The 26853-nt window shown below is 39.6% G+C and carries 35 protein-coding genes; all 35 read right to left on the minus strand.

Annotated features, from left to right (window positions below):
* Positions 1 to 1142: 1142 nt before the first annotated feature.
* The gene (locus A3860_RS08925) at positions 1143 to 1943 is read right to left on the minus strand and encodes a hypothetical protein (protein WP_081146248.1); all 801 of its coding nucleotides are present in this window, start codon (positions 1941 to 1943) and stop codon (positions 1143 to 1145) included.
* A 59-nt stretch (positions 1944 to 2002) separates the two neighbouring features.
* On the minus strand, positions 2003 to 2356 hold the full coding sequence (locus tag A3860_RS08930; protein WP_081146250.1) for a hypothetical protein: 354 nt from the start codon (positions 2354 to 2356) through the stop codon (positions 2003 to 2005).
* 2 nt (positions 2357 to 2358) lie between these two features.
* Positions 2359 to 2595 (minus strand): hypothetical protein, encoded by a 237-nt coding sequence (locus A3860_RS08935; protein ID WP_081146252.1) that lies wholly within the window; start codon positions 2593 to 2595, stop codon positions 2359 to 2361.
* A 95-nt stretch (positions 2596 to 2690) separates the two neighbouring features.
* Positions 2691 to 3731 carry a DUF6908 domain-containing protein gene (locus tag A3860_RS08940; RefSeq protein ID WP_081146254.1) on the minus strand — a complete coding sequence of 347 codons (1041 nt, stop codon included), beginning with the start codon at positions 3729 to 3731 and terminating at the stop codon, positions 2691 to 2693.
* A 207-nt stretch (positions 3732 to 3938) separates the two neighbouring features.
* Complete coding sequence (locus A3860_RS08945) at positions 3939 to 4271, minus strand: hypothetical protein (RefSeq protein WP_081146256.1); 333 nt, start codon at positions 4269 to 4271, stop codon at positions 3939 to 3941.
* A 173-nt stretch (positions 4272 to 4444) separates the two neighbouring features.
* Complete coding sequence (locus A3860_RS08950; RefSeq protein ID WP_081146258.1) at positions 4445 to 4984, minus strand: hypothetical protein; 540 nt, start codon at positions 4982 to 4984, stop codon at positions 4445 to 4447.
* Positions 4985 to 5137: 153 nt separating this feature from the next.
* A complete protein-coding gene (locus A3860_RS08955; protein WP_081146260.1) occupies positions 5138 to 5659 on the minus strand; it encodes a hypothetical protein in 522 nt (173 codons plus the stop codon).
* A gap of 204 nt (positions 5660 to 5863) precedes the next feature.
* Positions 5864 to 6424: a hypothetical protein gene (locus tag A3860_RS08960; protein ID WP_081146262.1), complete on the minus strand. Its 561-nt coding sequence runs from the start codon at positions 6422 to 6424 to the stop codon at positions 5864 to 5866.
* A gap of 56 nt (positions 6425 to 6480) precedes the next feature.
* Positions 6481 to 7494: a hypothetical protein gene (locus A3860_RS08965; RefSeq protein WP_143774017.1), complete on the minus strand. Its 1014-nt coding sequence runs from the start codon at positions 7492 to 7494 to the stop codon at positions 6481 to 6483.
* A gap of 81 nt (positions 7495 to 7575) precedes the next feature.
* Positions 7576 to 7830, minus strand: coding sequence for a hypothetical protein (locus A3860_RS08970; protein ID WP_081146265.1), 255 nt, complete (start codon positions 7828 to 7830; stop codon positions 7576 to 7578).
* A gap of 10 nt (positions 7831 to 7840) precedes the next feature.
* A complete protein-coding gene (locus tag A3860_RS08975) occupies positions 7841 to 8566 on the minus strand; it encodes a hypothetical protein (protein ID WP_081146267.1) in 726 nt (241 codons plus the stop codon).
* A 6-nt stretch (positions 8567 to 8572) separates the two neighbouring features.
* Positions 8573 to 9229, minus strand: coding sequence for a hypothetical protein (locus A3860_RS08980; RefSeq protein ID WP_143774018.1), 657 nt, complete (start codon positions 9227 to 9229; stop codon positions 8573 to 8575).
* The gene (locus A3860_RS08985) at positions 9192 to 9626 is read right to left on the minus strand and encodes a DUF6915 family protein (RefSeq protein WP_081146271.1); all 435 of its coding nucleotides are present in this window, start codon (positions 9624 to 9626) and stop codon (positions 9192 to 9194) included. The genes A3860_RS08980 and A3860_RS08985 overlap by 38 nt, the downstream gene beginning before the upstream one ends.
* A gap of 45 nt (positions 9627 to 9671) precedes the next feature.
* Positions 9672 to 10643 carry a phosphoadenosine phosphosulfate reductase domain-containing protein gene (locus A3860_RS08990; protein WP_081146273.1) on the minus strand — a complete coding sequence of 324 codons (972 nt, stop codon included), beginning with the start codon at positions 10641 to 10643 and terminating at the stop codon, positions 9672 to 9674.
* Between the two features lie 305 nt (positions 10644 to 10948).
* On the minus strand, positions 10949 to 11434 hold the full coding sequence (locus A3860_RS08995) for a hypothetical protein (protein WP_143774019.1): 486 nt from the start codon (positions 11432 to 11434) through the stop codon (positions 10949 to 10951).
* 298 nt (positions 11435 to 11732) lie between these two features.
* The gene (locus A3860_RS09005; protein WP_081146279.1) at positions 11733 to 12191 is read right to left on the minus strand and encodes a DUF3085 domain-containing protein; all 459 of its coding nucleotides are present in this window, start codon (positions 12189 to 12191) and stop codon (positions 11733 to 11735) included.
* A gap of 161 nt (positions 12192 to 12352) precedes the next feature.
* Positions 12353 to 12631, minus strand: a complete 279-nt coding sequence (locus tag A3860_RS09010) for a hypothetical protein (protein WP_081146281.1) — start codon at positions 12629 to 12631, stop codon at positions 12353 to 12355.
* Between the two features lie 28 nt (positions 12632 to 12659).
* The gene (locus A3860_RS09015; RefSeq protein WP_081146284.1) at positions 12660 to 13115 is read right to left on the minus strand and encodes a hypothetical protein; all 456 of its coding nucleotides are present in this window, start codon (positions 13113 to 13115) and stop codon (positions 12660 to 12662) included.
* A 122-nt stretch (positions 13116 to 13237) separates the two neighbouring features.
* Positions 13238 to 13903: a DNA ligase-like domain-containing protein gene (locus tag A3860_RS09020; RefSeq protein ID WP_081146286.1), complete on the minus strand. Its 666-nt coding sequence runs from the start codon at positions 13901 to 13903 to the stop codon at positions 13238 to 13240.
* A gap of 27 nt (positions 13904 to 13930) precedes the next feature.
* Positions 13931 to 14509: a hypothetical protein gene (locus A3860_RS09025; protein ID WP_081146289.1), complete on the minus strand. Its 579-nt coding sequence runs from the start codon at positions 14507 to 14509 to the stop codon at positions 13931 to 13933.
* 85 nt (positions 14510 to 14594) lie between these two features.
* Positions 14595 to 14918 carry a J domain-containing protein gene (locus tag A3860_RS09030; RefSeq protein ID WP_081146291.1) on the minus strand — a complete coding sequence of 108 codons (324 nt, stop codon included), beginning with the start codon at positions 14916 to 14918 and terminating at the stop codon, positions 14595 to 14597.
* A 281-nt stretch (positions 14919 to 15199) separates the two neighbouring features.
* Positions 15200 to 16015 carry a methyltransferase gene (locus tag A3860_RS09040; RefSeq protein ID WP_158085175.1) on the minus strand — a complete coding sequence of 272 codons (816 nt, stop codon included), beginning with the start codon at positions 16013 to 16015 and terminating at the stop codon, positions 15200 to 15202.
* A gap of 187 nt (positions 16016 to 16202) precedes the next feature.
* Positions 16203 to 16460, minus strand: a complete 258-nt coding sequence (locus A3860_RS09045; RefSeq protein WP_081146298.1) for a hypothetical protein — start codon at positions 16458 to 16460, stop codon at positions 16203 to 16205.
* A gap of 4 nt (positions 16461 to 16464) precedes the next feature.
* Entirely contained in the window at positions 16465 to 17265 is an 801-nt protein-coding gene (locus tag A3860_RS09050; protein WP_173820189.1) for a hypothetical protein, read from the minus strand.
* Positions 17266 to 17364: 99 nt separating this feature from the next.
* Entirely contained in the window at positions 17365 to 18444 is a 1080-nt protein-coding gene (locus tag A3860_RS09055; protein ID WP_081146302.1) for a vWA domain-containing protein, read from the minus strand.
* A 2-nt stretch (positions 18445 to 18446) separates the two neighbouring features.
* Entirely contained in the window at positions 18447 to 19454 is a 1008-nt protein-coding gene (locus A3860_RS09060) for an ATP-binding protein (RefSeq protein ID WP_081146304.1), read from the minus strand.
* Positions 19455 to 19594: 140 nt separating this feature from the next.
* Positions 19595 to 21454, minus strand: a complete 1860-nt coding sequence (locus tag A3860_RS09065) for a ParB/RepB/Spo0J family partition protein (protein ID WP_081146306.1) — start codon at positions 21452 to 21454, stop codon at positions 19595 to 19597.
* A 39-nt stretch (positions 21455 to 21493) separates the two neighbouring features.
* Positions 21494 to 22078, minus strand: coding sequence for a hypothetical protein (locus A3860_RS09070; protein ID WP_081146308.1), 585 nt, complete (start codon positions 22076 to 22078; stop codon positions 21494 to 21496).
* A gap of 95 nt (positions 22079 to 22173) precedes the next feature.
* Positions 22174 to 23136 (minus strand): bifunctional DNA primase/polymerase, encoded by a 963-nt coding sequence (locus A3860_RS09075; protein WP_081146309.1) that lies wholly within the window; start codon positions 23134 to 23136, stop codon positions 22174 to 22176.
* Between the two features lie 138 nt (positions 23137 to 23274).
* Positions 23275 to 23808, minus strand: coding sequence for a hypothetical protein (locus A3860_RS09080; RefSeq protein WP_081146311.1), 534 nt, complete (start codon positions 23806 to 23808; stop codon positions 23275 to 23277).
* Complete coding sequence (locus tag A3860_RS09085) at positions 23786 to 24583, minus strand: HNH endonuclease signature motif containing protein (RefSeq protein WP_081146313.1); 798 nt, start codon at positions 24581 to 24583, stop codon at positions 23786 to 23788. The genes A3860_RS09080 and A3860_RS09085 overlap by 23 nt, the downstream gene beginning before the upstream one ends.
* Before the next feature lie 74 nt (positions 24584 to 24657).
* Entirely contained in the window at positions 24658 to 25062 is a 405-nt protein-coding gene (locus tag A3860_RS09090) for a single-stranded DNA-binding protein (protein ID WP_081146315.1), read from the minus strand.
* A 138-nt stretch (positions 25063 to 25200) separates the two neighbouring features.
* On the minus strand, positions 25201 to 25557 hold the full coding sequence (locus A3860_RS09095) for a hypothetical protein (RefSeq protein ID WP_081146317.1): 357 nt from the start codon (positions 25555 to 25557) through the stop codon (positions 25201 to 25203).
* A 64-nt stretch (positions 25558 to 25621) separates the two neighbouring features.
* Positions 25622 to 25903 carry a hypothetical protein gene (locus tag A3860_RS09100; RefSeq protein ID WP_081146319.1) on the minus strand — a complete coding sequence of 94 codons (282 nt, stop codon included), beginning with the start codon at positions 25901 to 25903 and terminating at the stop codon, positions 25622 to 25624.
* 44 nt (positions 25904 to 25947) lie between these two features.
* Positions 25948 to 26784, minus strand: coding sequence for a DUF3560 domain-containing protein (locus A3860_RS09105; RefSeq protein ID WP_081146465.1), 837 nt, complete (start codon positions 26782 to 26784; stop codon positions 25948 to 25950).
* Positions 26785 to 26853: the final 69 nt, after the last annotated feature.

Consider the following 26853-nt stretch of genomic DNA (forward strand, 5'->3'; position numbering starts at 1 on the left):
GCACAGGACAATTGTTCATGCTGCAAGTTTAGCTGACATTGCACACCAATTAGGATTACCTGCACCGATAGAAGTACTTGCCGCCCGATCAAACGAATAAAGAGATGCATCGGGCAGGCGTCCGTTTGTTGCAGCAATCGTAAGATGAATACGAATTAATCCTCCTCATCATCATTCAGGATATTTCCCAACAACTCATCCGGAGAGGAAGGTTTACCCAAATAATTGAGTGGATTAAAATCCTCGAGGAATCTTGTAAATACAGATGAAGGGAGTGTAAGTTCGTTTCTGTAGGCCCTGTAAGGTTTATCAAAGACAGCTTTAAAGGTATCAGTAAAATAATGCTGGTAAATCCCAGGAAAGTTATTTAAAAACGTTATGAATTCGACGGTGCCTGCATAGTTTCGGGCCACATTTTCTTCATAACGAAAAAAGCATGTAAGAAAGTAAACAGGAAAAAGTGCTCGGAATCATAGAAGGCAAATTCCTTATCGGCAATTCCGGTATTATTCCCGTACAAAATTCTCATAAACCTGACTTTAGGATATTTTTCAAGCCACTCGGTTTGATCATAATATAAAAAGGATAAAAATTCTTTCGCCATTTCCTCATGATCCTGCCCGAGGCGATGTGATATATCCAGAAGGAATAGAAGGTAAGTGTTTAAATAAGTTTTAAAGAAGCCTTTTTTGAACCTGTTTCTCAGGCAGTAAAAATGACCGGTGTATGGACCGTTGTAAAAAGTGTCGTTCATACTGGAGTTTTGATGTTTATATGGGAGAATATAGCCCTGTTATATAAACAAAAAGAAGCTGAATTTTTACCATAGGTATGTTCGTTTTAGTTATTCACATGGCATGGTTGTTTTTGTTTATGGCCTGATGGTCTATATCATCTTCCGCCGCGAACCTATTGGCCAGTCTTTGTCTTAAATATGCAACAAATTTGCCGCCGTTTTTACTGGTGATCGAAGCACATACTTTATTTGACATAAATAGTGGCGTGTGAACAAGTTAAATGTAATAATTTAACTTGGGATCATGCGGGGTTGGAGAAGTATAACAATACAGGCACAATTTATTTCAAACCCTTGAAAAGATCAAATCCCTACCCCGACTAATGCTTTTTTTTTCAAGGGGGGGCTATGGATTTTTTGTCCTCATCCTGGCGGCAATGCCGGTGAGTTCAAAATGATTCCAGAATTTTAAAGCATGTTCAGGCGTGGAAAACGACAAATTCACTTTTCGGTTTCGGAAAAATTTGATTGTAACACCCGGAAAAATTATGTATGTTCTTTTTACATCAATCTCTTTTAACCATTGATCGTAAAGCGTAGATAATTCAGAAGGCATTGAGTTTGTATTTAGAAAGCAATAGCATAGGGCATGTAGTAACCATTTAATGGATTGTTCACCATCTTTTTGCAATGAAAGATGACCATAATTATTATAACAGCAATAAAAAGGTAAACAAATCTTTTCTCCATTGATAACAGGCTGCTCTTCCTGGTAGTAAAATCTACGCTGAAACTTGTCTGCAATATTTTCACTTCCTGATATATTCAGGTCTTCACTACATTGACTAAAAATGCCGGAAACAATGGGCAAAAAAGAATTGAAAGGCGAAAGTTTGGCTTTTAAGTTTAAATATGATGAAAAACTGATAGCATACTTAGTTATAAAATAACTTTCGAGAATTTTGACCAGTGACTCCGAGTTAATTCTTATAATACCGTTTAATAAGTCATTTATTTCTCCAATCTTTTGTATTTCTTCTTTGTCTCTCTTTTCAATTTTTTCAGTTGTGTCTCTTATAGTTTCGAGTAAACTATTAATAAGATGTAATTTGTTCTGGTAATTCTCAAAAACCAGCTGACAATGAATCTGATCTTCGGACGATAGCCTGTTCAATATATCCTGTGTGTTTTTTATTGTGTATGTCATAAACCGATTTTCTATAGTTGTATGAATGATGAGTTAAGGGCAGACCTTAAAGGGTTGGTTTATATTATTGTCGATTGGTTGACCGACCGCAGGTACGGCAGATATCGTTTTTCTGTCAAGTCTTTTCCCCGCCGAAATCTATCCGTTTTGTAATTATAGTGTTCCACAAAAAACTGTACTCTTTTTTGTTGGAGATCAATGATGTACCGATAGCTTGCAGTCGTACGCTTTTCATTGATGCTGTCAGAATTCTTATGAATGAATGCAATCTCTTTGTCCTGGTCGTTTAGTGCCAGTAGAGGCAGAATAAATTTTTCTACGATATAGCCCTGTTCGGGCGCGGTGCTGCTGTCCAGGACAAAAAACAATTTTTTTCCCCCGGTAAGGGTGACAAAAATATTAGAGCGCGTCATAGTTATTGTTCTTTATGCTTGTTTAAAAATGGCTGGGAGCGGGCCTTGGTAGCTCCCAGCTTTTTGAGTTTGTCCTTATATTGTTCAAAGACGTCTACCGTAATGAGGTAGCTTTTGCGTTTACTGCCTAATGTGGCACTTCCATAAAATGTGGCCTCAGGTAATAAGGCTTTAATGCGTTCTATCTTCCGGTTGGAAGCGGGAGTATTAATTACGATTAGTCCGCTTAATGTTTCCATGTGTTCATACTTGTTTATGAATGTGATTGTATATCCCAACTAATTAAGGTTGCGAGAGAATAAAATCAGCGAATTATTGAATAGCTAAAAGGAGATTATAAATCAAAAATAAATTCAATGCCGTTGTTAATCTCTTGACGTTTGCATTCTGTAATATATAGTCCCAAGCAATTCAGTACAAAATAGCGGCAATAACCGTTGAATAGGTGGATAGAAAAAATGTAGCTATTTGAAACAAGACGTTCTTGAAGGGTGGTTATTTTAGCGTTTACTCGTCTGGCAAGTTCAAGCCATTCATCAGTAGTGATGGTTTCAGGATCCCCGTTATTCGTAATGTCGGCGGCGGGGTCGTTTAAGGCAATTAAAGTTTGACTAAGGGTGAAAGAGATAAATCCGCGAATAATTCCCGGGTAGAGAGTATGGAGTAATAGCGCTTTTTCTGCAGCGGACATTTCGGTAATAGGTTTTTTAATTTGCAGGCTGTCAAATGAAAAAGTTTTGAACGTTTTCTTAACCGGCGCTAGGACGAGGCAAGTATCGACAGCAATTACGCGGGAACAATTAGCGCATCGTATGTATTGGCTGAGAGATGGTGCTATTTCAATTTTATTACCTAGCCCGTCACATGCAGTAAAGCCATCGAAGCCGGCTGTATTGCCGCAATTGCAAATAATTTGTCCGGAAGTTTCAATTTTTCGAACATATTCGGTCAAAAAATTGTCCTCGAATATTCTTTTTAACCATGCGTTGGCAAAACGAGTATAAAATTTTATAAGTGAGTTATTTACGGTGATAACTTCCCTATCTGTTATGGTAACGAATGTGGCGGTTTGGTTAATGATATCCTGCCGGTAACTGACAGGATAAATTTTAGCTGCATTTGGGGTCGAAGAGGTGCGTTTGTCAACAACTAAAAATTGCATGGATGGATCTTGTGAACCGGTGCTGGCATCAGTGATACGTAAAATAAAAAGGTTGGCAGTTACACCGCGTGGATTGATTTTGATCCCGGTTTCCGTTAAGCATAAGAACAAAGAAGGTTTGTTTTTATGTTTGATATTGAGGTAACCATCGTTACCCAAAAGATCAACCAGGCGCATAAATATGGAGGTAGCTTTTTTATTTAGCTTTTGCATAGTATTTTATAAGTTTAAGTGGTGATGAGTTGTAAAATGGGGTACTGTGGCGGTGAATAGAACTTGTGCCAGGGAGATTAGTGGAGGTTGACATGTGCGCTCAATTAAGTCTCGGGCCGATGAAACTTTGCCCAGTTTATATATAAAAGAGCAGGTGAAGTCGTTCACCTGCTCGTTCATTGTTCAATTCTGACTATTCTCGTATGACTATAGATTCCAAATCTGTTCCATAAGGTCAGACTTCATTGATTTTATCACGTTGGCTTTTTCAGGGAATTTTTCTTCTTTTGGTATTGCGGAATATGCCTGTCGTATACATCCATCTGCTATAAGGTTATTGACCTTTTTAATTTGTAATTCAAACTCATTTCGGCGCTTTTCTTCTTTTGAAGATTCTTTAACCATGTTTTTTGTTGGTTGCTGCCCTGTAACCGGCTTACCGGTAATTGCTTTAGATTTTTTAACAATTTTGACTTGCGAATTCTCGCGAGATTTTTTGACCCTTTTTGTTGCAGTATCAAGATTATTTTTACTTCGCATAATTTAGTATTTAGAATTATTATTTCTGACAATTGCTAAGACTGTCTGTAGTGAGAAATTGATGATGAATGTTTATAAGCCCGGTATGTTGCATGATAGGCGGAGGCTACTTGCCGCTGAGGGAGGACGAAAGGAACAGGATCGAAAAGGTAAATTCGAATTATGAATGGACGTTAAGCTTGACCTGAAAACCAGGTTGTAATTTTGGGAATTAATTCGACATTTATAAAATCGGCATAGATTAATAGGTCTTCTTTTGTGGTACCGAAACCGAGTGAAGGGTTATCGTATTCGTTTAACCATTCGATGGAAAGGTTTGCATTTGTATGGGTATCTAAACCGTAAAATCGAAGTAGTTGTGATAGATCACCCTGTCGAAGACAATTAATCGCCTTTTCAAAAAGGGCTACTTCACTTTCGGAGAAATTATAAATAGGAACGTGCAGGTTGAAAACAAAACCTCGCTCAAAAATGGTTTTATCGGCAGGGAAAGATTCGGGGTCAAAACAGTTTACTATATCGGCGCCTGATTTATTAGTTAACTGCATCAGTGTGATTGTAGCCAAACAACCGAGACAAATCTCTTCGTTAATAGTCATCCATTCCTGCATATCTGGTATAAAATGAGGGTCGTTCTGTATTTTTCTACAACCGACTTCAATGGCCTTTAACGCGTCCTTGAGAGTGGGCGCCAATGTTTTAATGTGCATCATGTTTTTTAATTAAATCGTTAAGAGAATAAAGGAAGTTTAGTCTTCAAACCACTTTACAATTTTTCCGGTTTTTCAATTAGTCTTAATAAAATTTAGAATGGGAAAAAAAAGGCAGGAGTGGCTTGTGATTCAATTTCTATTCAAAGGTTATCTTTAACAGTGTTGTAAGCTGATTGTGATAAGTAATTGTTCTTTGAGATCGGGTGCTAGTTCGTAGGCCAAAGCTTTGAAGTCCTTTGGTACCGGGGGACAGGGATTAGGATGCCAAAGGAAATTATACCAAGTGAGCGTGGCTACGTGGCAGCCGTCCCAAATGAAATAGGCTTTCTGGTCGTGGACGATATAGCGGCCTTTGCTGCCATAAAAAGTGATGCGCTGCTCTGGCCATCTGTTCCATAGGGTTGCGGGCATATATTCAAAAATGGCGGATGCGTTGGGCGGTACGGCTGGTGTAGTAAAGAGGGTATCGAGGCGAGCAGCCAGCAGGGAACCTATGGGCTGAAATGCAGTGTCAAAATCGTGCATGATCTGGCAAATTTTGGTAGCCAGGGTGTTGTCAACCATCAGGTCGATGTGGAGCATCCAGCGTCTGCTCTTTCTGTAGAGGATGCTGTAGTTATTCGGCATCAGCCGGATCGTATCGCTGTAGCTGTCGTGGGTGAAAAACTTTTGCATATGGTTGTGAATTGACTGGTGAAACAATGACGAGGAAAAAAGCGCAACCGGAGGGAGGGGGGCCTTCCTTAATTGAACCATTGCCTATCCTACTTGTTCAAGAATTTTAGCTTCGTTGCAACCGGTCGGGCAATGGGGCCTGCTGTTATTGTCTATTATTTTATATGGTATTAGAGCTAAAATGTAATTTTGGTATCATTCCATTTATTCTTCGTTCTGTTCGGGATCTGTTTCGGTGTAATGGTAAAATGCAGCCCATTCCACAAGTTCCAGATTGTTATGGTCACATATTATTTCATCTTGTTCAACACCGAAGGAATAACGGCACCATGTCGTTTTCATGCTGGAGTATTCCCATCTCTCACCTTCCTTTACCTGAAAAATCTCAGCAGTATGTTCGCCATATTGATAGTAGTGAACGGCCTCGATTTCTTCAAACAGTTCTGCTTCATGTTCAATTTCGAGTTGTTTTAGGTGTTCGGCAATGGTGACAGTTTTTTTTGATGCCTGAAATAATTTAAAGGCTTCGAGCATTTCCTGGGTTTTATATGTTGCAACAGTCCATTGATTAAAATTTCTTTCGTAAAGAACTTTGGAATCATAGGAAGGTCCTACCAAATGGTTAAACTTATTTTTCTTATGGGGAACGGGCTTCCCCTGATACCAAAAAGCTTGTGCGCCCCATTCCGGATGCCTGAGATTGATAATTTTTAATGCATTAGGTGCGTTCTCTATTGTTAATAATGGGAGTTTATTTGTGTTCATTTTATTATAAAAGTTTATTGTTAGAAGTTATTAGCAGTATAAGAGTGAGCGACATTTCATTTACTGCTTTTATGAAACGGCGGTGGAAAATTATTAGCTATACACCCGCTGCAAGGATGAATACTTTCAACAGCATCTTCTTCTGTAAATAATTCCAGGAAATCGTGCCAATCTGGTATTTCTAATCCATCGGCAAATTTTGCTTGGTTGTTAATTATTTCTATGGGAGCTTTTTGCCGCAAGTCGTTTACCTCATTTTCAGATAAAAGCCCTTCAGCAATAATAAAATCAGTCATGCGCCCTGGTTTAGGTTTACCGTTCTTTGTTCCTTTAATACCATTTCTCCATAGACCGAGTATGGATGTGAGTTTAGGTTCAGCACGGGCTTCCATTATAACTATATATCTTAGGTATTTTTTTTTGTATTCTAAAAGTTCTTCAGGTTGTGTGGAAGGGCAAAAAATACAGGCAGATTTAGGCGGAACAGGCAAACCCTCCGATCTGATTTTATTTTTACAATCGTTTCTTGTCATTCCCCATTCAACTAAGGGATACCAGTATTCGTATTTGGGGTCTATAAACTCCTTAGCGACTGCATATCTTTTCATGTCTTTTGGAGAAGTATCGTATCCTATTATTTTTTTTACTTTTCCGCCAGCATTCCACCAGTCAATAGCCGGAATATATTCTTCCAGCCATTTATTTTGAGGAGTTACTTTCCATTTGAGTGAGCAGCTCTTAAATCCGAAAGCCAGTGACGGTAAAGTACCATTGGTTAAACAATCTTCTCCAATTGTATGGTAAGGTGGCCTATTCTTAAAATCCTTTGCCACATATTTTACGGTAATAACCGGCGGGAAGCCCACTTTATTTAACCAATCTTGAAGAATAGGGAGATATGAGTATGTTTCATCTTTTTCAACGCCAACATCGGCAAACAAAATTGCATCTGGCTTGATATTTCTGCTTTTCATTTCAACCAGGTATGCTACGGTGTCTACTCCAAGACCACAGGCGGCAATTAAGGGTTGTTTGATCTCGTAGAACAAATTCGATTGAATATTATTCATAGAACTGGTTTTGATATTTAGATACTCGGTATAATAAAGGGGAAAGCGACTTGCTTCCCCCTTCCCATAAATGATCAACATTTAATCAAACACGTTATTGGTAGTTCCATCCATTGGATTAAATTCTACCTGGTGATAACTCCGGTATTTGTCTGGTTCAAAAACCATGTGCTCATGTTCATCATGGGTAAATATTCCCACTTCATTTAACATAAATTTGATACTGTCGTTATCACCTTTATCAAATCCGATTGGTGATTTGGAACTCAAAACATGTTTGTGTCCAATCGTTTCTCCTTCGCCGAGAACGATTCTTTTTGCTTTGTTTTTGTACATATGCTGATATTTAGGTTTCAGAATACATTAATTCGAGATACTGCTTTCCAGTGAGATGGTATGGGCGTACTACTATGGATTGAGGAGATTCCTGTACAATGATGATATCACCCTGGCGGAAAATGCGTTTGGGATAACTGATATTTATGCGAATTGTCCAGGCTATTGCCTTTATAGCATCAGGTTGCCAACACGAGCTTTGTGGCATATATTCATACGCAGCGCGGTGCGGCACATAAATCCAGTATTCACGGTGAGTGGTGGTGCACCAGCACCTTACAGCAAAAACGGGATCAGGTGTTCTCGATTCGTTAGTACCCTTGAATAGTTTATACCCTTCAATTTTATAGAGTTCGTAAACATCATCAAAATTATATTTGTAAGGTTCATACTTTTCGTTCCAGCGAGTCCGCTCTTTACTGATAACCTGTTTATCCAGCAATTCAGGATCTAATTCTTTAAATAATTTAGCAACACCGATGCAATCGAACATTATCCTGCGTATTTCTATATTTGGTTGTTTCAACGCTTCATGGATAGATACAGGAATTATTTCATCCCACATTTCTTCTACAAAAGCGCCGAGTTCAAGTAAAGCATTGTGTGTAATTACCTCCTTTTTAAAATCTTTGATGGTTTCAAATTTTGCTTTCCAAAAACGGAGCGCTTCATTGAGGGAAAAACCCGGGAGGTTGGAAACAATGTATTTGGATGTTTTATAATTGAATTGTGTCATGGGGTTTCAATTTTCAGGTAATTGTATGTGGATAATATTTTCACGGCAACCATCATAGGAGTATTCAATCTTCTTTATGACAAAAACGAGTTTATTACTTCGTTTAATGAACTCACGATGGGCGATGGTTATGTTTTCATATAAACTATTAAAATTGGGAATGCCTTCCTGAACCTCCATAACCTGTTTTTTTATCATTTCCCCGATTTTGTTTTCAATCTCTGTATGGTGGTCGATCCGGGGACCGTTAGCTATGATAAAAGAGGGTGCTACATTTGGTTCTTCTTCATCACTTTCCATTTCGATAAAAATGTCTAACTGATCGAACCAAATGTTGTCTGGTACGGTTACATTGATTGTACACATGTAATTATCAGATTCCGATGTGGAATAATTGTCAATTCCATCAAAACTTTTGGTTTCCCGGTTGTATGTTAATTCTCCGGTAGTGGAGAAATCACCTGCAAAAGAACCATAACCAAGAGCTTTACTGATGTAGTCTTCTATCGGGCCAAAATCAATTTCATCATCGAGTGGTTCTTCATCCAATAGTATTTCAAAGTAACCTTCGTCGTTGCCGCCATTCCAGGTGATGACTAGATTTTTACCGTCTTTAGTTAGCTCGTCACATAGTTTGATCATCGTAGGTTGTTGCTGCTTCATATAATTCAGGTTTAACTAGTTTTTGAATTTTTTTTAATAAAATTTTGTCGCTTTGACGGGGATGATTGAACCAGGTTCGATGTATATCCGGGACTTCAAACCGGATACAGCTCAGCCAATCAGCTAATGATGGCACTTTCCCATTGTGGTCTTCTCGGCAATGTTCATAAAGAATATCACGGGTGGACATCATATTGCCTGTCTTGGTGTTCAAAACAACATCCCCAATCAATTCCGTGAGGACCAGTATAAACCATATATTATGGGAGAATAAACGGTGCTGGCTTTCAGGAAAAAAATGCTTGGAGCTGTCCATGAGTTTATGCAAGCGCAGCGTATCCTCAATGTTGCAATGGAATTTCTTTGCACTGAGTAGTGCATGATCGTAATAGTGCATAGAATTTATTTAGGTTTAAAAAATAAAACCGGTAGTGTTTACTGGTTAATGGTTATGGAAAGATTTATAGGCGCCAGCCGGCAATATCCAGTTATCGCAGAAAATAGGTAGCAGGTAGTTACGGGATATGGCTTGTGCTGCAATGGAAGGGAATTGAAACACCCCTTCGTAAACAAGGCCTTTGGAGCTATATGATCCAAGATCTATACCCGGGTGTATGTTTTTTCCAAACTGCTTTTCATATTCTGCAATTTTTGCCCCTTGCTTCGGAGATAACGCAAACGAAGTAGCTACCTGGGAAGGTGAAGCGAATATGCACCATTTGCAACTGCAGCGACCATACCCTAAATAATAACAGGGATGAACAATAATTTTATAAACAGCTATAATGTCCCAAACCCGCTTTTCATTCCAATGATGAATGATGCGGCAACGGTCAACATGTCTTTTTTTCCTCCCATTTCTATTGTCAGCTCTGTCCGTTTCGAAAAAAAGATAATGTTTTCTGGAAGGGCTTTCTTCAGCGCGTTCTCCGGATATTACCAGCACTTTTTTGCCGTTGAATCGCGGTTGGTTTACAATGGCTGAGGCAGCTACATCAATTTTCAAATACGGGGAGCACCACCTTTGGGATAGATTTGCGGATAGTTGTGGAAATTGAAACCGGGTATTGGCTTTTCCTTTGCCACCGGAATGAAATAATCCGTCAGGGGTTTCAAAGTATGTTTCTTTTGTTGGTGTATTGTTACGCAACATTTCTCCCTCGAACCCTCCTTGTTTCCAGCTAAAATATATGGGTACGAGAAAGGCATCGGCAAATTTTCGGCAGTAATCTTCGGTGCATTCCCAATCCATGAATCGATGTTCTTTGCCATCGATCAGGTGGTGCCAGAGTTCGATTTTGGAAATTGGGATACCCAAATCAAGAAGGTGCAGGAATGATGCAGTCGAATCTTTGCCGCCTGAAAACATTATAAGATAATGATCGTATTCATGGATGTTAAACGTTTCATTCATAAGAGGAATTTATAAGCTGAAAAATGAATGAGAATTCAGTAATAAAAAATTTCCTGGCTTATCCAGGTATATTTAACGCTGCCGCTGTTATACCATGCTGTAAATGCAGCATTCTTGGCCTCTTTTTCAGTAGCATATCTGTTTTGATATAAATAAATTTTTCCACCATGGTTCTGCTCATGAACTACAAAAGGCCCGGGGATCACTCCGGTAACTTGAAGTGAACAACCCGGCGGTTGGTTTTTTCTCTTTTCATCGTATTTTTTATGAGGATGAATTAGTTTAAATTGAACATGATATGAGAGCTATTTTTTCGAGCGTTTTTTTAGAAGTTCGCGTCGTTTGGTATAAATCTGGCGTCGTAACTCGTTCAGTTTAGACGTACGATAATCATCGAGTACTTTGGGAGCATTAACAAGGTCCCAGCGATCTTCTCCAAAAAGATCTTCCAAAACTTTGCAGGATACGTGGCAGGTAATGTCTGCCCACTCGTGGGTCATGGGGGCTTCGAATGATGCAGTATAGAGGTAAATACTGCATTCCAGGTAAGTTGCCATTTGTTCTCCTTTTTTATAGGCAATTATTCTTTCTATTGGAAGATTTTTTAACAATCGTTCGGGAATAGTATCGGCCCACATTTGGTTGGAGGTAATTACAGGTGCCTGAAGGGCATCCAACAGGTCAAAGGAAAACGCATTACCAGTTTTTTTTTCGCTTCCCTGGGTATCGGAATCGGCATCAGTAAGAAAAAGGTTAAGTTGGGCATTAGCGCGATTGGATTTCTTTTTCATGGTCACTTGCATAAATGGTTTATAGATCGGGCGGAGATTGGAGAAAGCATATAGCTTAAAAATAAATTGCCCCACATCCGTGATGCAGGGGCAATTGTTAGCAAAACCAATTTAAAAAATCAGAGATTCATGCCTTTTAGCAATCTCCATCCAATTGTCTGTAAGTAAAGCCGTAAAATCATCCGCATTTTTATCGTTGGTAATAGGTATTCCAATTTGAACCACACGTGTTCTTCTCTATAGTTGTAGCTTTCAAACCGAAGTGTACCTTTCGTATTCTGGTATATAATTGCGTTCATCATTTCTTCTTTTTTCCGGGTATGACTAATTCAATTGATAGCGCAGTTCGATTGATTTTAATATGAATATCACCACCCAGTTGTATCCCCTGTTTAAAGAGTTCCAGTTCGAAAGCTTCAACGAAATCATCGCTACCCATAGCAGTAGCTGATTTATTGAACCAACCAGGATCAGTCGGAGCAAAGCCTTCTGCATAGCAAAGGTGGCTGTCGTCCTCTGGCATTTTGTCCAGTTTGGCAGATGTCATTAAGTAAACACCAGTGTCTTTAACTAACCATAGTGTAGCTTTTGTTTGAGTATAGTAAGGAGTCAGATTTACACCCGGTTCATAGTCTTTACCGGTTTTAAATTTATAGGTTTCGACGGCTTCTGGAAAAGTGGATTTGAATTCAGTAGCCTGTTCGCTTATTTTTAATATAGTCCGTAGTTTCTCGTTTTTGAAAATAAGTAGTGCCATTTTTAAAATTTTAAGAATTAATGCTGATCCGTGAAGAGTACATTTTGATAGTGGTCGGTTTTATTCTTCTAATTGCCGGATAAATTCATTTTCCTGAGCCTTCAGAGATAAATAATTCACCATGGTTGACAGGGAAAAAAAGCGAAAAGGGTTGTTTACTTTCATAAAGAAGTAACGGATATCTGCCGGTTGCGGAAAAGCATATTCAGCAGGTATAATATAGCTGAAGAAGTAGGCTTTGCATTGATTTGTGCTAAGGCTAATATGCAGATGGATCTTATCAGCGATAAAAATTGCTCTTTGTCAACACTCACTGATGATTTACCAAACATTGAATATGCGATATGTAATAATGCGTCATATATCGGGTTATCAAATATGCCGGAGGCCGATTTCTTAATTTCTTCCAGGTCAAATTTTAAAACTTGAATGTTATCCATAAAAAGAGTTTTGTTTTAATCTTTGCGATTATTTGTTGGAAATAAAGGTTTGCCATTCTTCCTCAGCCCGCACTTCCATATCGGTAAAAGGATACTTTTGCAGCAGGTATTTTGAAAAGCCAATACGGTCATGTAATACAGGATTTGTAGAAGTGTCAGCTTCCAGATCACTCAGCAAGTTTATAATAATCTTGCTTACTTTGGCGCCGGTTGGGTCTTCAAATAAGAGGGTACTTAAAAGGTCTTCTTCTATCCAGTGGAGTTCATCGCCATTATCTTTTTTATTTAAACTTTTATTGACGGAAAGACGCATCTTTTTAATATTACTGGCAGAAGGGTTATTTATTACCGCCTCGAAATCATACGTAATCCCGTATTTTTTGGCTGTTTCAGTAAAGTAGGCAAGTGCAGCCTGTATATCAACATAAGGTTTCGCATGCTGGGGAACATTACCATCTACATCGAGAATTATATAGATTGTCATTAATTATTTTTTAGAATTGAGATAAAAAAAGAAAGAAAGGGTACGGACATAGCAATGCAAGTGTGGTACGCCTGTAAAAGAAAGCGCATGCATCACTCAGTTTTTTTAAAAAAGGGTTACCATTAAAAGGCATAGTTCTTGGTTTCTTTACGGGCCTTGAATTGCCAGGTGTAATTATTGCGTTCTTTGAAACCTAGCTCCAGCGTGGCTGCCGCCTTTTTTACAACTATTCCTTCGTACAAATCTGTTTTGACAATAGCGTTGTACAAGGATCTGAAGTTGTTTACGTAAGAAGGTGAAACATAAACGTTCTCAACCCGGGTTGTTTGGAGGTGTTCGTACATTACAATGGAATCTTTGGTTACAACCGTCTGACTTGTACCATACAGGCTGGAAAGTATTTTAAGGCGGGATTCAAATGTCTCGCCGATTAAATACCTGCTCTGCCATACAAGGATATCCCAGATAATAAACTTATGGTTAAACGGCTGCCCGTTTTCACCATCCTTATTTTTATTAAGGTATTCACCGCATAGCACCATATATTTATTACTGTCATTTAATTCATTGTATGGAAGAGGCTGTTGCTTTTTCATTGGTTCATTGTGACGATTAAAAATCTGGTAATCTGTCCGGCCATTCAAAAAAAGCACTGCGCAGCTCCCGTTGTATTTGGGTTGAGCAATGTAGCCCTCTCCCACACTATCGAGTTCATCGGGTGGTATGGTAGATTCAGGACGTGGTGGGTAGATATACCTGAATTTGTTATATTCAGAAAACATATTCATAGTTGCCAATTATTTGATAAGTATTGATTATTTAAAGGCAATGACCGGTGAGATAGCGTTAAACAAGTCAGCCATTTTATCGCCGTACGAGGCCAATGTTTCGATGGCGCCTTTTTTCACCGAGATCACTTCTTTGGCCAGGATTAGTCTTTCCAGATCTGCCTTCGGGATACCAGATTTTTGGAGTGATTCAGATATTTCATTGATGTATTGGGCAAGAACTTCCTGGTCAAATAAATACTCTGTGGTCCTTACGATAATACCCGGAAAATTTTCATCAACTATTGTGGCAACGCCTTCATCAATGGTACCATACCTGTCCTGAACCATTACCAGGACATCACCGAGTTGAAAGGAGCCGATATGGCGTTTTTGAATTTTGCATTCTTTAAGGTATGCTTCAGCAGCATATGGCTTCAGGGCTCCTTCGGCGATTTTCTTTTTTCCTTCCCAGGTTTTAAAATTTGTTTTTGCTTCTTTATAGTTGAGCAGAACTTCCTGTATTTCCGGAGTTATATCTAATGACTGCTTTTCTTTCTTACTTTCTTTTTTATCTACTTTCTTAGCTGAAGAAAACAGATTCGGTTTTGCGACTTTTTCAGACATTGTGATAATGATTGAATGTTAAAAAATAGAAAACCCTTACCGTAGTAAGGGTTTGTTTACTGAACAGTTTTATAGAAGAGTACTTTTATTTCTTTTGTTTAGGATTTAAAGTGGCATATGCAGCAGAAAGCTTTTGAGCCATTTCTACCGCTTTTTCAATCTGGTGTTGATTGCTATCGGGATGCCATTGTTTCATTTTAGTACGGTAAGCGCTTTTAATTTCTGATATAGTGGCATTGGTTGAAACACCAAGGATGGAATGTGGAGATTCGCCAGTGCGGGCCAGGATGGCCTTTGCTTCATCGGCATTCATACGTGTTCGAAATGCACTGCGCCATTTATCAGGATCACCGTATCCATTTGATGTATCATAGGTCTTGTATCCATCGAGAAAACCTCTTTTTGCCATAGGACTATTGTTTTATAAGGTTGACTTCATAGGGCTTTTCATGGCCGGGAATGTTGAGCGCCTGTAAATGCTTACAGGTCCGGTGTATCCTCCAGCCTGGACAACTGCATCCCCAGTGTTTTTTAGTTTTGTGTTGGGAAATGGTATATAAGCGATTGGACGTTTCACTTTGGACATTGAAGCGAAATTGCCATTGATCTAAATCCGGCAATGCCATTTCCTTAGGAACATAAATCGTAGGTACTTGCATAACTTAAATGTTTAAATGATTAAGGAATGAATTACTCTGGTGGAAAGAGTGATGGTAAGTTGATGGAACCCGAGGAGCGGTTTCGCTTACAGGAAGGCACGGTTTGCGTAGTAAAATCGCAGGTGATGATTTCAACTTTTGGTGCGGCACCTTTCCACTGATGGCCGTTGGCATCGATGCCGCAATTATTTTCTAAACATATCCCGGTTTCCTTATTGAATTTGAGGTATTCCCTGGAATCATTGTTGTATGATTGCCCGGCCCTGGGGTAATGGATAATGGGGCTGCTGCTTTGTGGTATAATGAACGCTCCCGCTTTAGCTGTTTTACTGGCTACTTCGATCGCTTTATATTCAAAGGATGCACCTGTATAATTAAGATGGGGTGCCTTCTTCATGGACATGTTCTTACCAAATGGAGGATTGGCAATAGCAAAATCAAACTTCCTGTCTAAAAACTTATCCGGGAAATCCGGGTCTAAAATGTCGGCGCATATCCAGGACGCCTTTGGTACAAGAATTTTCCCGACAGCGACAAATTCAGGATTAATTTCAACACATATAAGTTCAAATTCATCCCATTTTATCCAATCCTGCATCCAATAGGAAAGGTGACCGATGCCGGCGCATAGATCAATTACGGACTGGTGTCCCTGGGCTTCCACTCGAAAGTCTTTTGCCAGCTCTACCGGCGTAAAAAATATTCCTGCATTGACGACGAGGTGGGCGGCAGTATACCCGGGATCAAAATTTTCTAAAACATAGAGCTCGTATTTTTCTTTTGTTTCAAGATCAGTAATCGAAGGCAATTCATTTAAATACTGCAGGGCTTGTTCGTGCCGTTTCACTTCGGGCCCGGTTAGTCTGCTCATAAAATATTTTTATTGAATAAAAAATGGTAAAACACTAACCATCATCTTACCTGACTTCCCTTGCGGGTATAGAAAATCAACAAAGGATTTTACTTTGGAAATTTGTTACAGATAAAACGATGATTAGTGTTGGAGGGGATGGAGTGCGTTAAAGCAGTAGTGATCAGGTTGTATGGTACCTGAGTGCTTTTTTTATTTTTATCAATTCCAGTTCGGGAAAAAGGTGGATCATTTGCTGTAGTATTGCTTCCTTTGTTTTGGGGTCCATTTGATCAACCGTTACTTCAAATATGAAATCTGAATCAGTTACAACACCGTCTAGAACGTAGTCAGCTTTAATGCATATGAACTTTTCTTCGTAGAAAGTATAATAATAATCACATCCCAATACTTCGTAGGGTTTCCAGTTGAGTGTAATCATAAAACTAAGCTGCCTGGAAATTTAAAATGTCGTCTGAAACAAAGTCACTGATTTTATTGAGTAACTCTTTGGCATTGCGGGCTGTTTCATTTCGCCTGATCTGGTTGGTACGGAGTTCATCAGGATCAATAAGAAGTTTTTTCATATCATCGATGGCGTCGTTGATATCAGGATCATCGGTAAAGTTCAGCCGGGGTAATAAATCAACCAAGTCACGAACATTTTCGACAAGGCTTTTTTTGAACTTCGCATCTTTATCCGAAAGACGTTGATACATATGTTCAACAGCTTCCCGGATACGGTTCCACATGTCTTTTGTGGAGTCGGCAATTTTTTTATAAATATTTTTTTCAACCTCCTGTTTAAGACGGTCAACTTCCTGTTGGCTGACAGAAATACGTATGTCATCCAATTGAGCAATTGGGGTAGGTTCAGTTGTAAAATCGAATTTTTCCCTGAGTTTAGATACAGATGGGTAATCTGCTTCACTGAACATCGTGTTTAAGAAAAGTTGTGCATCAGCCTTTAAAGCCGGGTAAACAGCAATAAAATCATCAACAGCCTTTTCAAATTTCTCTTTAAATTCCATTTGTTTGTTGATGTATTCATAATAATTGGTTGCAGGAAGAATTCGCCCACCGTTATCCGTCCAGGGGAGTGTTTGTTCATAATGATAATCCCTGGCCTCTTTTGCAATACTATTTAATTTTGACAAACCATCTTTTGCAATCAGAATTTTATTGAACCGGCCTGCATCTTTTGCATTATGGTTCTCTTCAACTTCTTTGGTTACTTTTTTATCCATTTTTTTGGCAGACCACATTTTTATGGTAAGGTTAAATACAATAACCTTTTTAGATAAATCTTTCATTTGTTAAAATTTAGTGTGAATGAAAATGTAGGGTTAGTTTTCAACAAGGATAGTATCTCCAAAAGGCGGATTGAATCTTCGGTAACTATAAACTGCCCATATTACGGGGAAATCGGGAGGGTCCGGAAAGGTAGAGCATCCACCATCTGTAAGGTAAACGACAGCCCTTGGTAATAAGCCTTGTTCGTCGATATAATTAAAGCCTGGTATAAAGTCGGTGCCACCATTTCCATGTGGTTCTAGTTTGACCGCTTCATCAGGTTCAACGTATTGTACTGAACGTACGAGGTCATCGCAATAGATAACTATAAGTGAAATTTTAAAAATGCTAATTATTTCCTGAATTTCAGCTGCGAACTGGCTGATGAGTTCATCACCAATACTTCCTGAAGTATCAATTATCAATACAATATTGCCCACTCCAAGTGAGCGGAGGGCAGGGAGATAGACACCAGAATGGAGATATCGGGTATTCGGAAGTTGCCAACTGTAGTCACTATTTGATATGGTGGAGAGAAATTGTGCAAGTGCTTCCTGCCATTTTATTTTTGGTGTTGATACATCCTTTATAAGTCGTTTAATATATTCAGGGCATTTATGTTGTGCCTGTGCGATAAAGCTTGCTCTTAAGATTGAGGATCGTATTACTTCTTCGGGTAGGTCTTCAGGCGCATCAGTCACTTCACCAATATTACCTAGAAAATTTTTATAGTCAACATCATCGGGCAGTAAACTATAAATCAGTTCTGCAGACATTCCTTTGTAGAGGTCATCAATAAGTGCACCTTGGGGTAATGTAAAGCCATCATCAATCAGCAGGCTATTTATCGCGTAGTCTGCAGCAACGTTGAATTTATAATGATCTCTGTTTCCGCGCCGGGTATGATGCAGGTAGGCCACATGCAATATTTCGTGCGCCAGGACGCCGATCAGTTCGGACTTTGTTAATGAGTCAATAAATTCATGATTGTATTTGATCAGTTTACCGTTGATACAACACGTTTTTATGGAAGAATCTTTAATAAATTCGAGATTAAAAAGCAGTGAAGCATAAAAGGGTTGTTTCATTACCAGGCTCATTTTAGCCTTGTTGATATCTTCAATGACGTTCATAGCTATTGATTTTGAAATATGTTTTTATGCATTTTTTTCGTCCATTTGATAAACGTTTCTGTGTTTTGTAATTCAGGGTTTTTGGATGTGGCCATCGTCATGCAACAAACATTCAGTTCGGCTGGCAACCGGTACAGGTATTTGGTAATATTTGGTATTGTATCTTCATCCATACGGTTTGCCAGGGAAATGGTAAAAGCGTATGTTGAACCGTTGCCAGGTGGGATTAATGCATTATCAGGATCAGCAATTACTGACTCAACAGTAGGAAGGCTTGTCATTAGATCTAAAAATTCGAAATATTGATATGAAAATTCCGGTCCAACCGCTCCTTCGGCTGCCTCTTTAAGTAATTCATCTGGACAGTTACTATTATATAACTGGCCCAGCATTGCGATAGTGCGGGGGCAATATGTATTTTCAATAGCTTTCCCCGGCGATGGATTGTTAAGTAAATCCGGCTTCCATGCAATGAAAGACATTAGTTGCGGCGGCATATTGTTTTCAGCAGCCCATACAAACCAATCTTTCCAATCGACGTCCAGCTTTGCTAAATAAAAGCGCCTGATAAGTGGTTCAATAACACCGCTTACACCTGCCCGATCTTCTTTCCGGTTGGTAGCTGCTATAAATGTGACTTTATCTGAAATCTTGTGTCCGTTGATCTGGCGTGTGAGTACTAATTGCATGATTGACGCCTGAACACTTACCGGCGCTTGGCCCAGGTCATCGATAAGGAACACGAGTTCATCTTTTGTTTCCATTAAAATTTTAAGGTCGCCGAACGGAAGGAAGTCGGCACCATTTCGGTCTTTATTTGGAAATGGAAGTCCCCGGTAGTCAGTCGGATCGGATACAACAGGATGTGTAACGAGTAGGCGTATTTTCAGGATTTTACAGACATGGGCAACAATATCACTTTTACCCACCCCTGGGGGACCAGGTATTAGTACGGGGTAGTGATTTTTTATGCAATATTCCAGGTATTTCGAAAGCTTTGCAGGTTTCATAAACCAGTATTTTATTGATGATAAAAATGAAGGGACGCATTCACCAGCAGTAATAGTAGGTACGCCGGTAGTTGAGCTACCGGTTGTACCATTGGTAAATGCGTCCGTATTTATTAATGAATAGTAAAAGAAAGCAGGGGTCAGGCAGCAGCTTTCTTCTGATCAGAAGGGAGTTGCTTTACAGGAGTTTTTTTGGCAGATGCTTTGATTTTCTTTTCGTGTTCGCTAAGCGCAGCTAATTTTTCTTTTAACCGATGATCGCGTTTATCAGCTTCTGCTTTTTGTTCCTTTTCAAAGGCGCTGATTGGTACAATACCAAGGCTTTCGGCCATTTTACGTACCATAAATGCTTCTTTAGAACCCGGAAGGAAATTTCCGTATTTATCCAAAAACACCTGGTGCAGTACAAAGGATACCTGCTGTTTGGGTAATGTTTCAAGCGCTTTGAGAAATTTATCCGCAGTATTATGAGAGAATGGAGGTAATTTGACCATTTTTTCAATCTTGGAACGAACCGAATAGCTGATATTATCGAAAAGTAAAAATAATAACATTGAACTATCAACGCGGCTGGGTGCTTTAGGTAAAGAGCCATTAAAGTTGGTTGATTCACGAAGGCCCCCTACAATTTTTTCATGTACTTTTTGCGCGTCGAGCTGCTTTTTACGTGTTGACCATTCCTGTAACCGGGTCCGTTCCTGGTTGATGTCATCTAAAGTCGCTTTTCCACTGGCGAGTTTTTGCTTATTTGCCTGTGCATTTTTGGGTTTCTTTTCATTCATTTGTACGTAGATGTATTTGCCGGTAGACTTATCGCTGGAATCATAAACAATAAATGCCTTTTTATATCGGCCGCAGGCAACATGCTTGTCGTATATAGATTTATCGGTTTCATATTTTTTAACAGCTTTAGCATAGCCTTGTTTGATTTCCCCTTTTTTCATACCGTGGCGTTTGGCCCACTCCTGATACTCCTCCGGTGATCGTTTAACGGGTTCTACTATTTGAGTGCAATCATCACTGTAACCAATTTTGAAAACCTCCAACCCTTCTTCTTTTAAGGTCTTGACCTCATCGGGTGTGCCGTTATATGATTCAAATACAAACACGATAGCCGGATCTTCTTTTGCTTTCTGAAATTCCTTTTTGATATGAATCGATGTTTTATTATTAAAACAGGCGATATTGCTGCATTGAGGGTGCTTGTCATCACCGGGAAACAAAGAGTAGCAGCCGCTATTGAATGGACAGGTGAGGCATGTACCCATTTTTGTATCAAGGGTAGAATCGGTGGTATCGAAAACAGCCTGTGACAAAAGCCCGCTATACTTCGTAAGTATGTACGTGTTTAGATTAATATCAGGATGTTCAGCATTTTCATCCTCTTTCGAAACTTGGTTCTCGTAAATTAATTTCTGAACGTTAGCCGGAAAGACTGCTATTTGAAGCGCAATTTTAACGGTAATACCTTGTTTGGTAAGTATGGCCTGCCATTGGGGAGTGAGGTCTGTTAATTTGATTTGCTGCCGTATAAAATATTCGGTTTTACCAACAGCAGCGGCGATTTCGGACGGGTTAAGGTGACATTGTTCTGCCATTTGACGGAACTTGGCTGCCTGTTCCATTACAGGTACGTTTTCCCGTTGGAGGTTTTCAATCAGTTGCATAGCAAGCGCCTCTTCGTCGGTAGCTTCAATGGTAAGGGCAGGTACGTCGGACAAACCTACTTCTTTAGCTGCCCGCCAGCGTCGTTCACCATGGATAATCATATACTTGTCTCCTTTTTTACGAAGCGAAAGGGATTGCATGATCCCCCATATCCTGACGGATGCAACAAGTTCATCCATAGACATCTCATCGAAAGTTTTTCGAGGTTGATTAGGATCAGGAATAATATCGGTGGTGGCAACACGCTGCGGTATTCCATCTGCCTGGGTGACTTGATTTTCCGAAGTAGAAGCAACGATAGTTTCGTTTGCTACAGTGATTTGATCTGTCATAATTCTAATATTTAAAAGTGAACAATAATTTCTAATTGATTAAAAACCGTGTCTTCGTAACAACTCCCGTACAGGGGACTGATTGGGATCTTCCGGGTCGAAGAGTGTATATAGCTGACCAGCAAGTGTATCTGAATTTAAAAATTCAACAAGCCGGAAAGGGATAGCTTGTGTTTTGTCAGAAACCAGGTGTGCCACCTGTACAGGTATATCACTGTAAACCGCTGATAGCTTGTTTCCATCGATAACTACAACCAGTTTGCAGGATTTGGAACCGCCGTGGTGAAGACTACCTGATTTTAAAGGATCACCATATGTTTTATAAGGCTCCTTGAACTTTTCAAATTGTTCGTTGGCCCAGCAAATGAGAAAATCGTCCCAGGATGTGCAGTTATAAATGTTTAATTCAGATTCTTCAAACTCATCCCAGTTCAGAAATTGCTGATGGTAGTCATTGTGAAATTTTATGGCCCACCGGGCAATTTCATGGAGGGTGTCAACATAGCCGAACAAATCCTTTCGTTGAATAAAGTGGTAAAGCGGTTGAAGAATGGCATCTGCGATACAAGCCGTATACAGAAGCAATGACCGGTCATGTTCAAATGCAGGTATGTTATTTACCATCGGAAAAAGTTTATAGCAAGGTGTTTCAATACCTTACTGGTAATAATTTGTTTTGACTAGTAAAATGGTGGTGGAAATTTCACCGGGTAATTGTATCAAGCCCGGTGTCTTTTATTATAGGGTACACCATATCCTTCGGCGAGAAGGCGTTTGGCTGCAAGTCTAAAATCTTTATTACATTCTAAAAAGGCGTACACTGCACATGGGCGGTAACCAACCTTGCGTTCAAATTCAGTGCTGGTCGTAAATACACCAAAGAGGTTCAAACCATGGTGGAAATCTCCGGAGGTATCGTGGTCGGTGATGCCAGGTCTTCTGAAATAAGATTTTACGCCGTCGTACCGAACAAGTTTCCAGCCATGATACTCGAGTAAACCAATTACATCTCCCCTGGCATCATAATCATTCAGCGGACTTTCATTATCGTAATAATGAATGGAAGGAATGGCGATGGTAGGCCGTGGGCGTTCATATAAATTGAACGATTTTGCAATATCCATAAGCATGAGCCGCTGATCGGGTTGTAATACCGGCAGGTGCCCGAGGTCATGCTGAATAAACTGGTAGCCTGGTGTAGGATAAACAATAACATACCCACCTCTTCCCCTTGTTTCCAAAAGCACCCTTATTTTATCGTTCGGGTTTATCAACAATTCTTCTTTGGTTGTGGAGCGCCTGGCAAGGACACGATTATTTTCAATTACCGGGCATTTATAATAAAAATGATATCCTTTATTACGTGTGGCGCCTATACAAAGGCTGGAAGCAACATCTGCGTTTGAGCGTTGAATGGCAGAATAAAAATCATCAAACAAATGAGTAGTAAGATCATGTTTGCTATCTACGTCAATAACTTCCAGGTTCCCGCTGACTTCTCCGCAGATTATGGCAATACCTTCCACACTAGAGTAACGGAATACTTTGCGCAATTCTTTATCTGAAATAATCTCGTGCTGGTAAGGTTCCCAGTTTATTAAGCTTTTTTTTTGAAAGTTGACAGGGACAACTGACAAACCGAAGGATTTGTACAATTGTGCAGCCTTTATTAGTGAGTTCATCCGATCAGTTTTTATAAAGAGGTGAAACCGGTATTTAGCTGGCTGTTTGTTTAATTACAGAAGTAATCGGTGCATCCATATTTGTATACATAAATGATCTCATTATTTTTAAAGGTTTAGCGTAGTTCTGTCAGCAGTTCATCCTTCATGGTCTGAGCCAGGGTGAATCTCTTCTTGATTCTCCGGAAGGCATGGAAGACCTTTGTATTTTTCAACGGGTATTTCACCACGTTTGGATTTACGGATAGAATTAGCCGGTTTAAGCATACCGAGACGGATATTAATAATACTGACCATCGCATTGATGGACTTGTTGATAGTCTGAGCCTGTTGGATGTACTCTTTATTTTCCTGGACTTTAGTAATGTTGTCTTTTAGAATGGATATCACATCGCCGATGAAAGAATTTTCCTGTTCCATAAACAGGGCAACCTGTTGTTCAGCATCGGGATTGGATTTCAGAGAAATGATATTGGTAACAGGCTTCCAGTATTTTAAAAATTCTTCGATGGACTCGAATGGCCGTTCAAAGGAACAAATATTGGTTTTGATGATGAAGCGTTCTTTTATTTCATCAATTTTATAGTCCAGCACATAATAAATGTTGGTGCCGTATTGAAAGGTTTTACTCTTTATTGCTTCGAGTGTATCAGTTATTTGTTTCGTGTTCATAAATAATTCGGTTTAATGTGAGTTGTTGACGTTTAAGTTCCAGCAGGGCTGGATTTTTTTTTAACAGTTCGCGAAGTGTGGGATTACCATGGGTTAGAATTCCCGCTACGTAGTTATCTGAAAGGGCCTGGCTGCTTTTGGCGGAATTTTTACGCGATAGTTCCGCATTGGAGAGAAGGACAAGGTTATCGATGGTAAGGTTATGAGGGTCCCCGTCCCTGAATACGACATTCATTCCTTCAGCAATCTCACCATATATTTGTTGCCATGCCCAGCGTCCCCACTGAATAAATTTGCCGTTGATTTTGATAAAGGGAATTTTGCGGGCTCCTTTCTGCATTGACCAGTAATGAATTTCGCCATCAGGTGTTCGCCCGACTTTATCCCAGGCTTTTACAGGACAGAGGCGAAAACAACCAGCTTTTACGTTACGTTCATGAATGGCTTTTATTTGACCGGGAGTTCGGGATAGATGCAGGTACTTTCTTTTCTTTTCAATATGCTTTTTTGTCCATCCCTTTTGCTTCGGCCATTTTTGCTGAAAGATTGTGGCAAGTTCTGTGTCTCCTATAATGGTATATTGTTCTTTCAGAAATACGATCATTTCCCCGGTGAAATATTCCAGCTCCATTCTTTTTAATCCCAACCGGCGACAGGCAGTTCTGACAGCAGAAATAGTAATGCCTAATTTTCCTGAAAGCTGGTGATTGGTTAATTGCTCATAATGATCACGGATAAATAATTCAATAGTATTTAAGTCTGAAGTTTTGTTCATGACTCATCGTTTTTAATTAATTGAGTAATGAATGATGTTTGGTAATTTGCGTTAATGGGTGATTAGCAAAGTGTTCAAAACTCTTCATCAAGATGCGAATGCTCAAAATCTTCGTTTTGTTCAGTAGGTTCGTTTTGCAACTTGGGTTCAATACCCAGCAGCAATAATTCGTTCAGTACTATTTCGGTGACCAGACGGTTAATACCGTTTTTGTCGGTATACCTGCGATGTACCAGTTTACCGGATACAGCCACTTCTCTTCCTATGGCAAAAAACTTTTCGGCGATCTCAGCCAATTTCCCCCAGGCTACTGCCTTATGCCACAAAGTCTCAGTGACGCGTTCCCCCTTGGCGTTTCTATAAGTATCATTGGTGGCAATTGAAAAACGGGCCATTTTTTTACCGCTTTCGGTAAGGCGGATAACAGGCAATTGCCCGAGGTTGCCAATCAATTGAACTCTATTTTTTATTGCGAACATATCGGTATTTTAAAATGGTTATTTATTTCTGTTTATGAAGTCCTAATGTCAAGCAATGGTTATAAAAACCGGGACGGTGTTTTCTATCCGCCCCGGAATTGTTCTTTGCCGTTAGAAAACAGCGTTTCTGTGGTACGGCTAAACGGGCACTTTTACTGTTTCGAAAGCTGCAAAATCATCGGCCCCGGCCACTGCGTCTGGGTACAGGTAACCGTAGACTGGATGCTTTTTGTATTCAATTTTTAAGTAAGTGCAGCTTTTTATTTCATTTTCAAAGTAGGATTTCAGTGCCTCCAGCTGGTATCGTTGCTCACCAGTCAAAGAATATGGACATGGTAAAAAATATTCATTTTGTAACTGCTGCAGAATTTCCCACAGGTATAACACGGACTTTTCCGGACGGTAATAAGACTGCGTTGCGAATTGATATAGCGCAGATTGATCTCCGGTATGCCAAAGAGTGGCAAGGTCCCGGGCCTTTGCATCTGTTATCATAGTAGATATTTAAAGTGTGAACGTATACTTGTAGGTGACAGGATTCAGGTAAGTGATCTGTTGGTTAATCTGTTTGCGGATCAGTCGGTGTTCCCGGGTCTTCAACAATTGCCACATCTTTCATATAGTTGAGCTTGTACCATAGATAAAAGCGTTTTTGTGCTTTTATTAAGGCTTCGACGGCTCTTCCTTTTTCTGCCTTTTCAGCAAATTTTTTAGCCCTGGCTTCTCCCCATCCAAACTCTTCCTTGGCATACCGTTCAAAAACGGCCCTGGCAGTATCACCGGGCTTATAATTTGTAAGAAAATGTTCAGCAACCTGAACATAAAATTGTTCTGTTGTCATAACAATTACAGTTTAATGGTGATAAAAAATGTTTGACGAATGGATTAGGCTGCACTTTCTGACTGAGTATCGGAAGCAGTTGTATTGATTGGAATGGATGGTGGCTCGTAGGTTTTTAGAAACTCAGTGGCAGCAAAAACGGCGTTGTTATTTAATTGCCGTTGCCATGCTTGTTCTTCATGAGACCACCTAAAACCCCACCTCTTTTTTAGTTGTTGCCGGATTTCATAAGAAGGTTTGTCAGGAAAAATGAGTTGTAGTCTTCCAACATATGTATTTTCCAATACCCGAACACCTTTAATCATGGTATCAGTAGGAACTCGTTTAGCTTCCTGTTTCAAATAGGCGATACGTTGGCGAATGCGGTGCATATTGGCATTGTTATTTGTAAGTTTATAACCTGGATAACCAGTGCCTTGAAAACGACCGGGAAGGTTGAGCTCTTGCCACAATTTGTCTGTGCCATACTCGAGTGCCAGGAATTTTTCTTTATCCTGTTTTTTGATACACTTGTTGGTATCTTTCATAAACTGTTGCATACTTTCGAGTGCCGCCAGTTTTTCCTGTAATTTTTCAATAGCGTTAGGATCATCCGAAGAAATAGCGTGGTTTTCCTCCATCGCCTTTACTCTGGCTTCATAGTACTCTGCTTTTTTGGACGCTTCGACGCCTTTGTGCATTGAATTGTGGATTTGATCAAGAGCGCGGCGGTGTTTTTTTTCGGAATGGTGGCCGACAAGGATCGGTTGTCCGGGCGGGATATAGGATGCGATGTCATCTGCCTTTTTATAAAAAGCGGCTGACTGTTTTTTATTTTTTTCAATCTGGTTTTTTGCGTTATCAATGCGTTTTTGTTTGTGTTCTTCATAATTGTGCTTCATAGTTAAATTTTTGAATAAGAAATAAATGGTGAAAGCCCGTGGCCGCCATACCAGGTGAGGTACAGTGGA

This window comes from Niastella vici (genome assembly GCF_002077945.1).
Classification (GTDB): domain Bacteria; phylum Bacteroidota; class Bacteroidia; order Chitinophagales; family Chitinophagaceae; genus Niastella; species Niastella vici.

Coding starts and splice junctions, on each gene's coding strand:
- A3860_RS08930 (WP_081146250.1), bottom strand. CDS start 2,356: ATGACGCGCTCTAATATTTTTGTCACCCTTACCGGGGGAAAAAAATTG.
- A3860_RS09080 (WP_081146311.1), bottom strand. CDS start 23,808: ATGAACACGAAACAAATAACTGATACACTCGAAGCAATAAAGAGTAAA.
- A3860_RS08925 (WP_081146248.1), bottom strand. CDS start 1,943: ATGACATACACAATAAAAAACACACAGGATATATTGAACAGGCTATCG.
- A3860_RS09065 (WP_081146306.1), bottom strand. CDS start 21,454: ATGACAGATCAAATCACTGTAGCAAACGAAACTATCGTTGCTTCTACT.
- A3860_RS08940 (WP_081146254.1), bottom strand. CDS start 3,731: ATGCAAAAGCTAAATAAAAAAGCTACCTCCATATTTATGCGCCTGGTT.
- A3860_RS08950 (WP_081146258.1), bottom strand. CDS start 4,984: ATGATGCACATTAAAACATTGGCGCCCACTCTCAAGGACGCGTTAAAG.
- A3860_RS08980 (WP_143774018.1), bottom strand. CDS start 9,229: ATGAAGCAGCAACAACCTACGATGATCAAACTATGTGACGAGCTAACT.
- A3860_RS09055 (WP_081146302.1), bottom strand. CDS start 18,444: ATGAACGTCATTGAAGATATCAACAAGGCTAAAATGAGCCTGGTAATG.
- A3860_RS08945 (WP_081146256.1), bottom strand. CDS start 4,271: ATGCGAAGTAAAAATAATCTTGATACTGCAACAAAAAGGGTCAAAAAA.
- A3860_RS08995 (WP_143774019.1), bottom strand. CDS start 11,434: ATGAAAAAGAAATCCAATCGCGCTAATGCCCAACTTAACCTTTTTCTT.
- A3860_RS08970 (WP_081146265.1), bottom strand. CDS start 7,830: ATGTACAAAAACAAAGCAAAAAGAATCGTTCTCGGCGAAGGAGAAACG.
- A3860_RS08955 (WP_081146260.1), bottom strand. CDS start 5,659: ATGCAAAAGTTTTTCACCCACGACAGCTACAGCGATACGATCCGGCTG.
- A3860_RS09025 (WP_081146289.1), bottom strand. CDS start 14,509: ATGTCTGAAAAAGTCGCAAAACCGAATCTGTTTTCTTCAGCTAAGAAA.
- A3860_RS09020 (WP_081146286.1), bottom strand. CDS start 13,903: ATGAATATGTTTTCTGAATATAACAAATTCAGGTATATCTACCCACCA.
- A3860_RS09050 (WP_173820189.1), bottom strand. CDS start 17,265: ATGGATAAAAAAGTAACCAAAGAAGTTGAAGAGAACCATAATGCAAAA.
- A3860_RS09100 (WP_081146319.1), bottom strand. CDS start 25,903: ATGACAACAGAACAATTTTATGTTCAGGTTGCTGAACATTTTCTTACA.
- A3860_RS09045 (WP_081146298.1), bottom strand. CDS start 16,460: ATGATTACACTCAACTGGAAACCCTACGAAGTATTGGGATGTGATTAT.
- A3860_RS09030 (WP_081146291.1), bottom strand. CDS start 14,918: ATGGCAAAAAGAGGTTTTCTCGATGGATACAAGACCTATGATACATCA.
- A3860_RS09095 (WP_081146317.1), bottom strand. CDS start 25,557: ATGATAACAGATGCAAAGGCCCGGGACCTTGCCACTCTTTGGCATACC.
- A3860_RS08935 (WP_081146252.1), bottom strand. CDS start 2,595: ATGGAAACATTAAGCGGACTAATCGTAATTAATACTCCCGCTTCCAAC.
- A3860_RS08960 (WP_081146262.1), bottom strand. CDS start 6,424: ATGAACACAAATAAACTCCCATTATTAACAATAGAGAACGCACCTAAT.
- A3860_RS08985 (WP_081146271.1), bottom strand. CDS start 9,626: ATGCACTATTACGATCATGCACTACTCAGTGCAAAGAAATTCCATTGC.
- A3860_RS09070 (WP_081146308.1), bottom strand. CDS start 22,078: ATGGTAAATAACATACCTGCATTTGAACATGACCGGTCATTGCTTCTG.
- A3860_RS08990 (WP_081146273.1), bottom strand. CDS start 10,643: ATGAATGAAACGTTTAACATCCATGAATACGATCATTATCTTATAATG.
- A3860_RS09090 (WP_081146315.1), bottom strand. CDS start 25,062: ATGTTCGCAATAAAAAATAGAGTTCAATTGATTGGCAACCTCGGGCAA.
- A3860_RS09075 (WP_081146309.1), bottom strand. CDS start 23,136: ATGAACTCACTAATAAAGGCTGCACAATTGTACAAATCCTTCGGTTTG.
- A3860_RS08965 (WP_143774017.1), bottom strand. CDS start 7,494: ATGAATAATATTCAATCGAATTTGTTCTACGAGATCAAACAACCCTTA.
- A3860_RS09105 (WP_081146465.1), bottom strand. CDS start 26,784: ATGAAGCACAATTATGAAGAACACAAACAAAAACGCATTGATAACGCA.
- A3860_RS09060 (WP_081146304.1), bottom strand. CDS start 19,454: ATGAAACCTGCAAAGCTTTCGAAATACCTGGAATATTGCATAAAAAAT.
- A3860_RS09015 (WP_081146284.1), bottom strand. CDS start 13,115: ATGACAATCTATATAATTCTCGATGTAGATGGTAATGTTCCCCAGCAT.
- A3860_RS09005 (WP_081146279.1), bottom strand. CDS start 12,191: ATGGCACTACTTATTTTCAAAAACGAGAAACTACGGACTATATTAAAA.
- A3860_RS09085 (WP_081146313.1), bottom strand. CDS start 24,583: ATGAACAAAACTTCAGACTTAAATACTATTGAATTATTTATCCGTGAT.
- A3860_RS09010 (WP_081146281.1), bottom strand. CDS start 12,631: ATGGATAACATTCAAGTTTTAAAATTTGACCTGGAAGAAATTAAGAAA.
- A3860_RS08975 (WP_081146267.1), bottom strand. CDS start 8,566: ATGACACAATTCAATTATAAAACATCCAAATACATTGTTTCCAACCTC.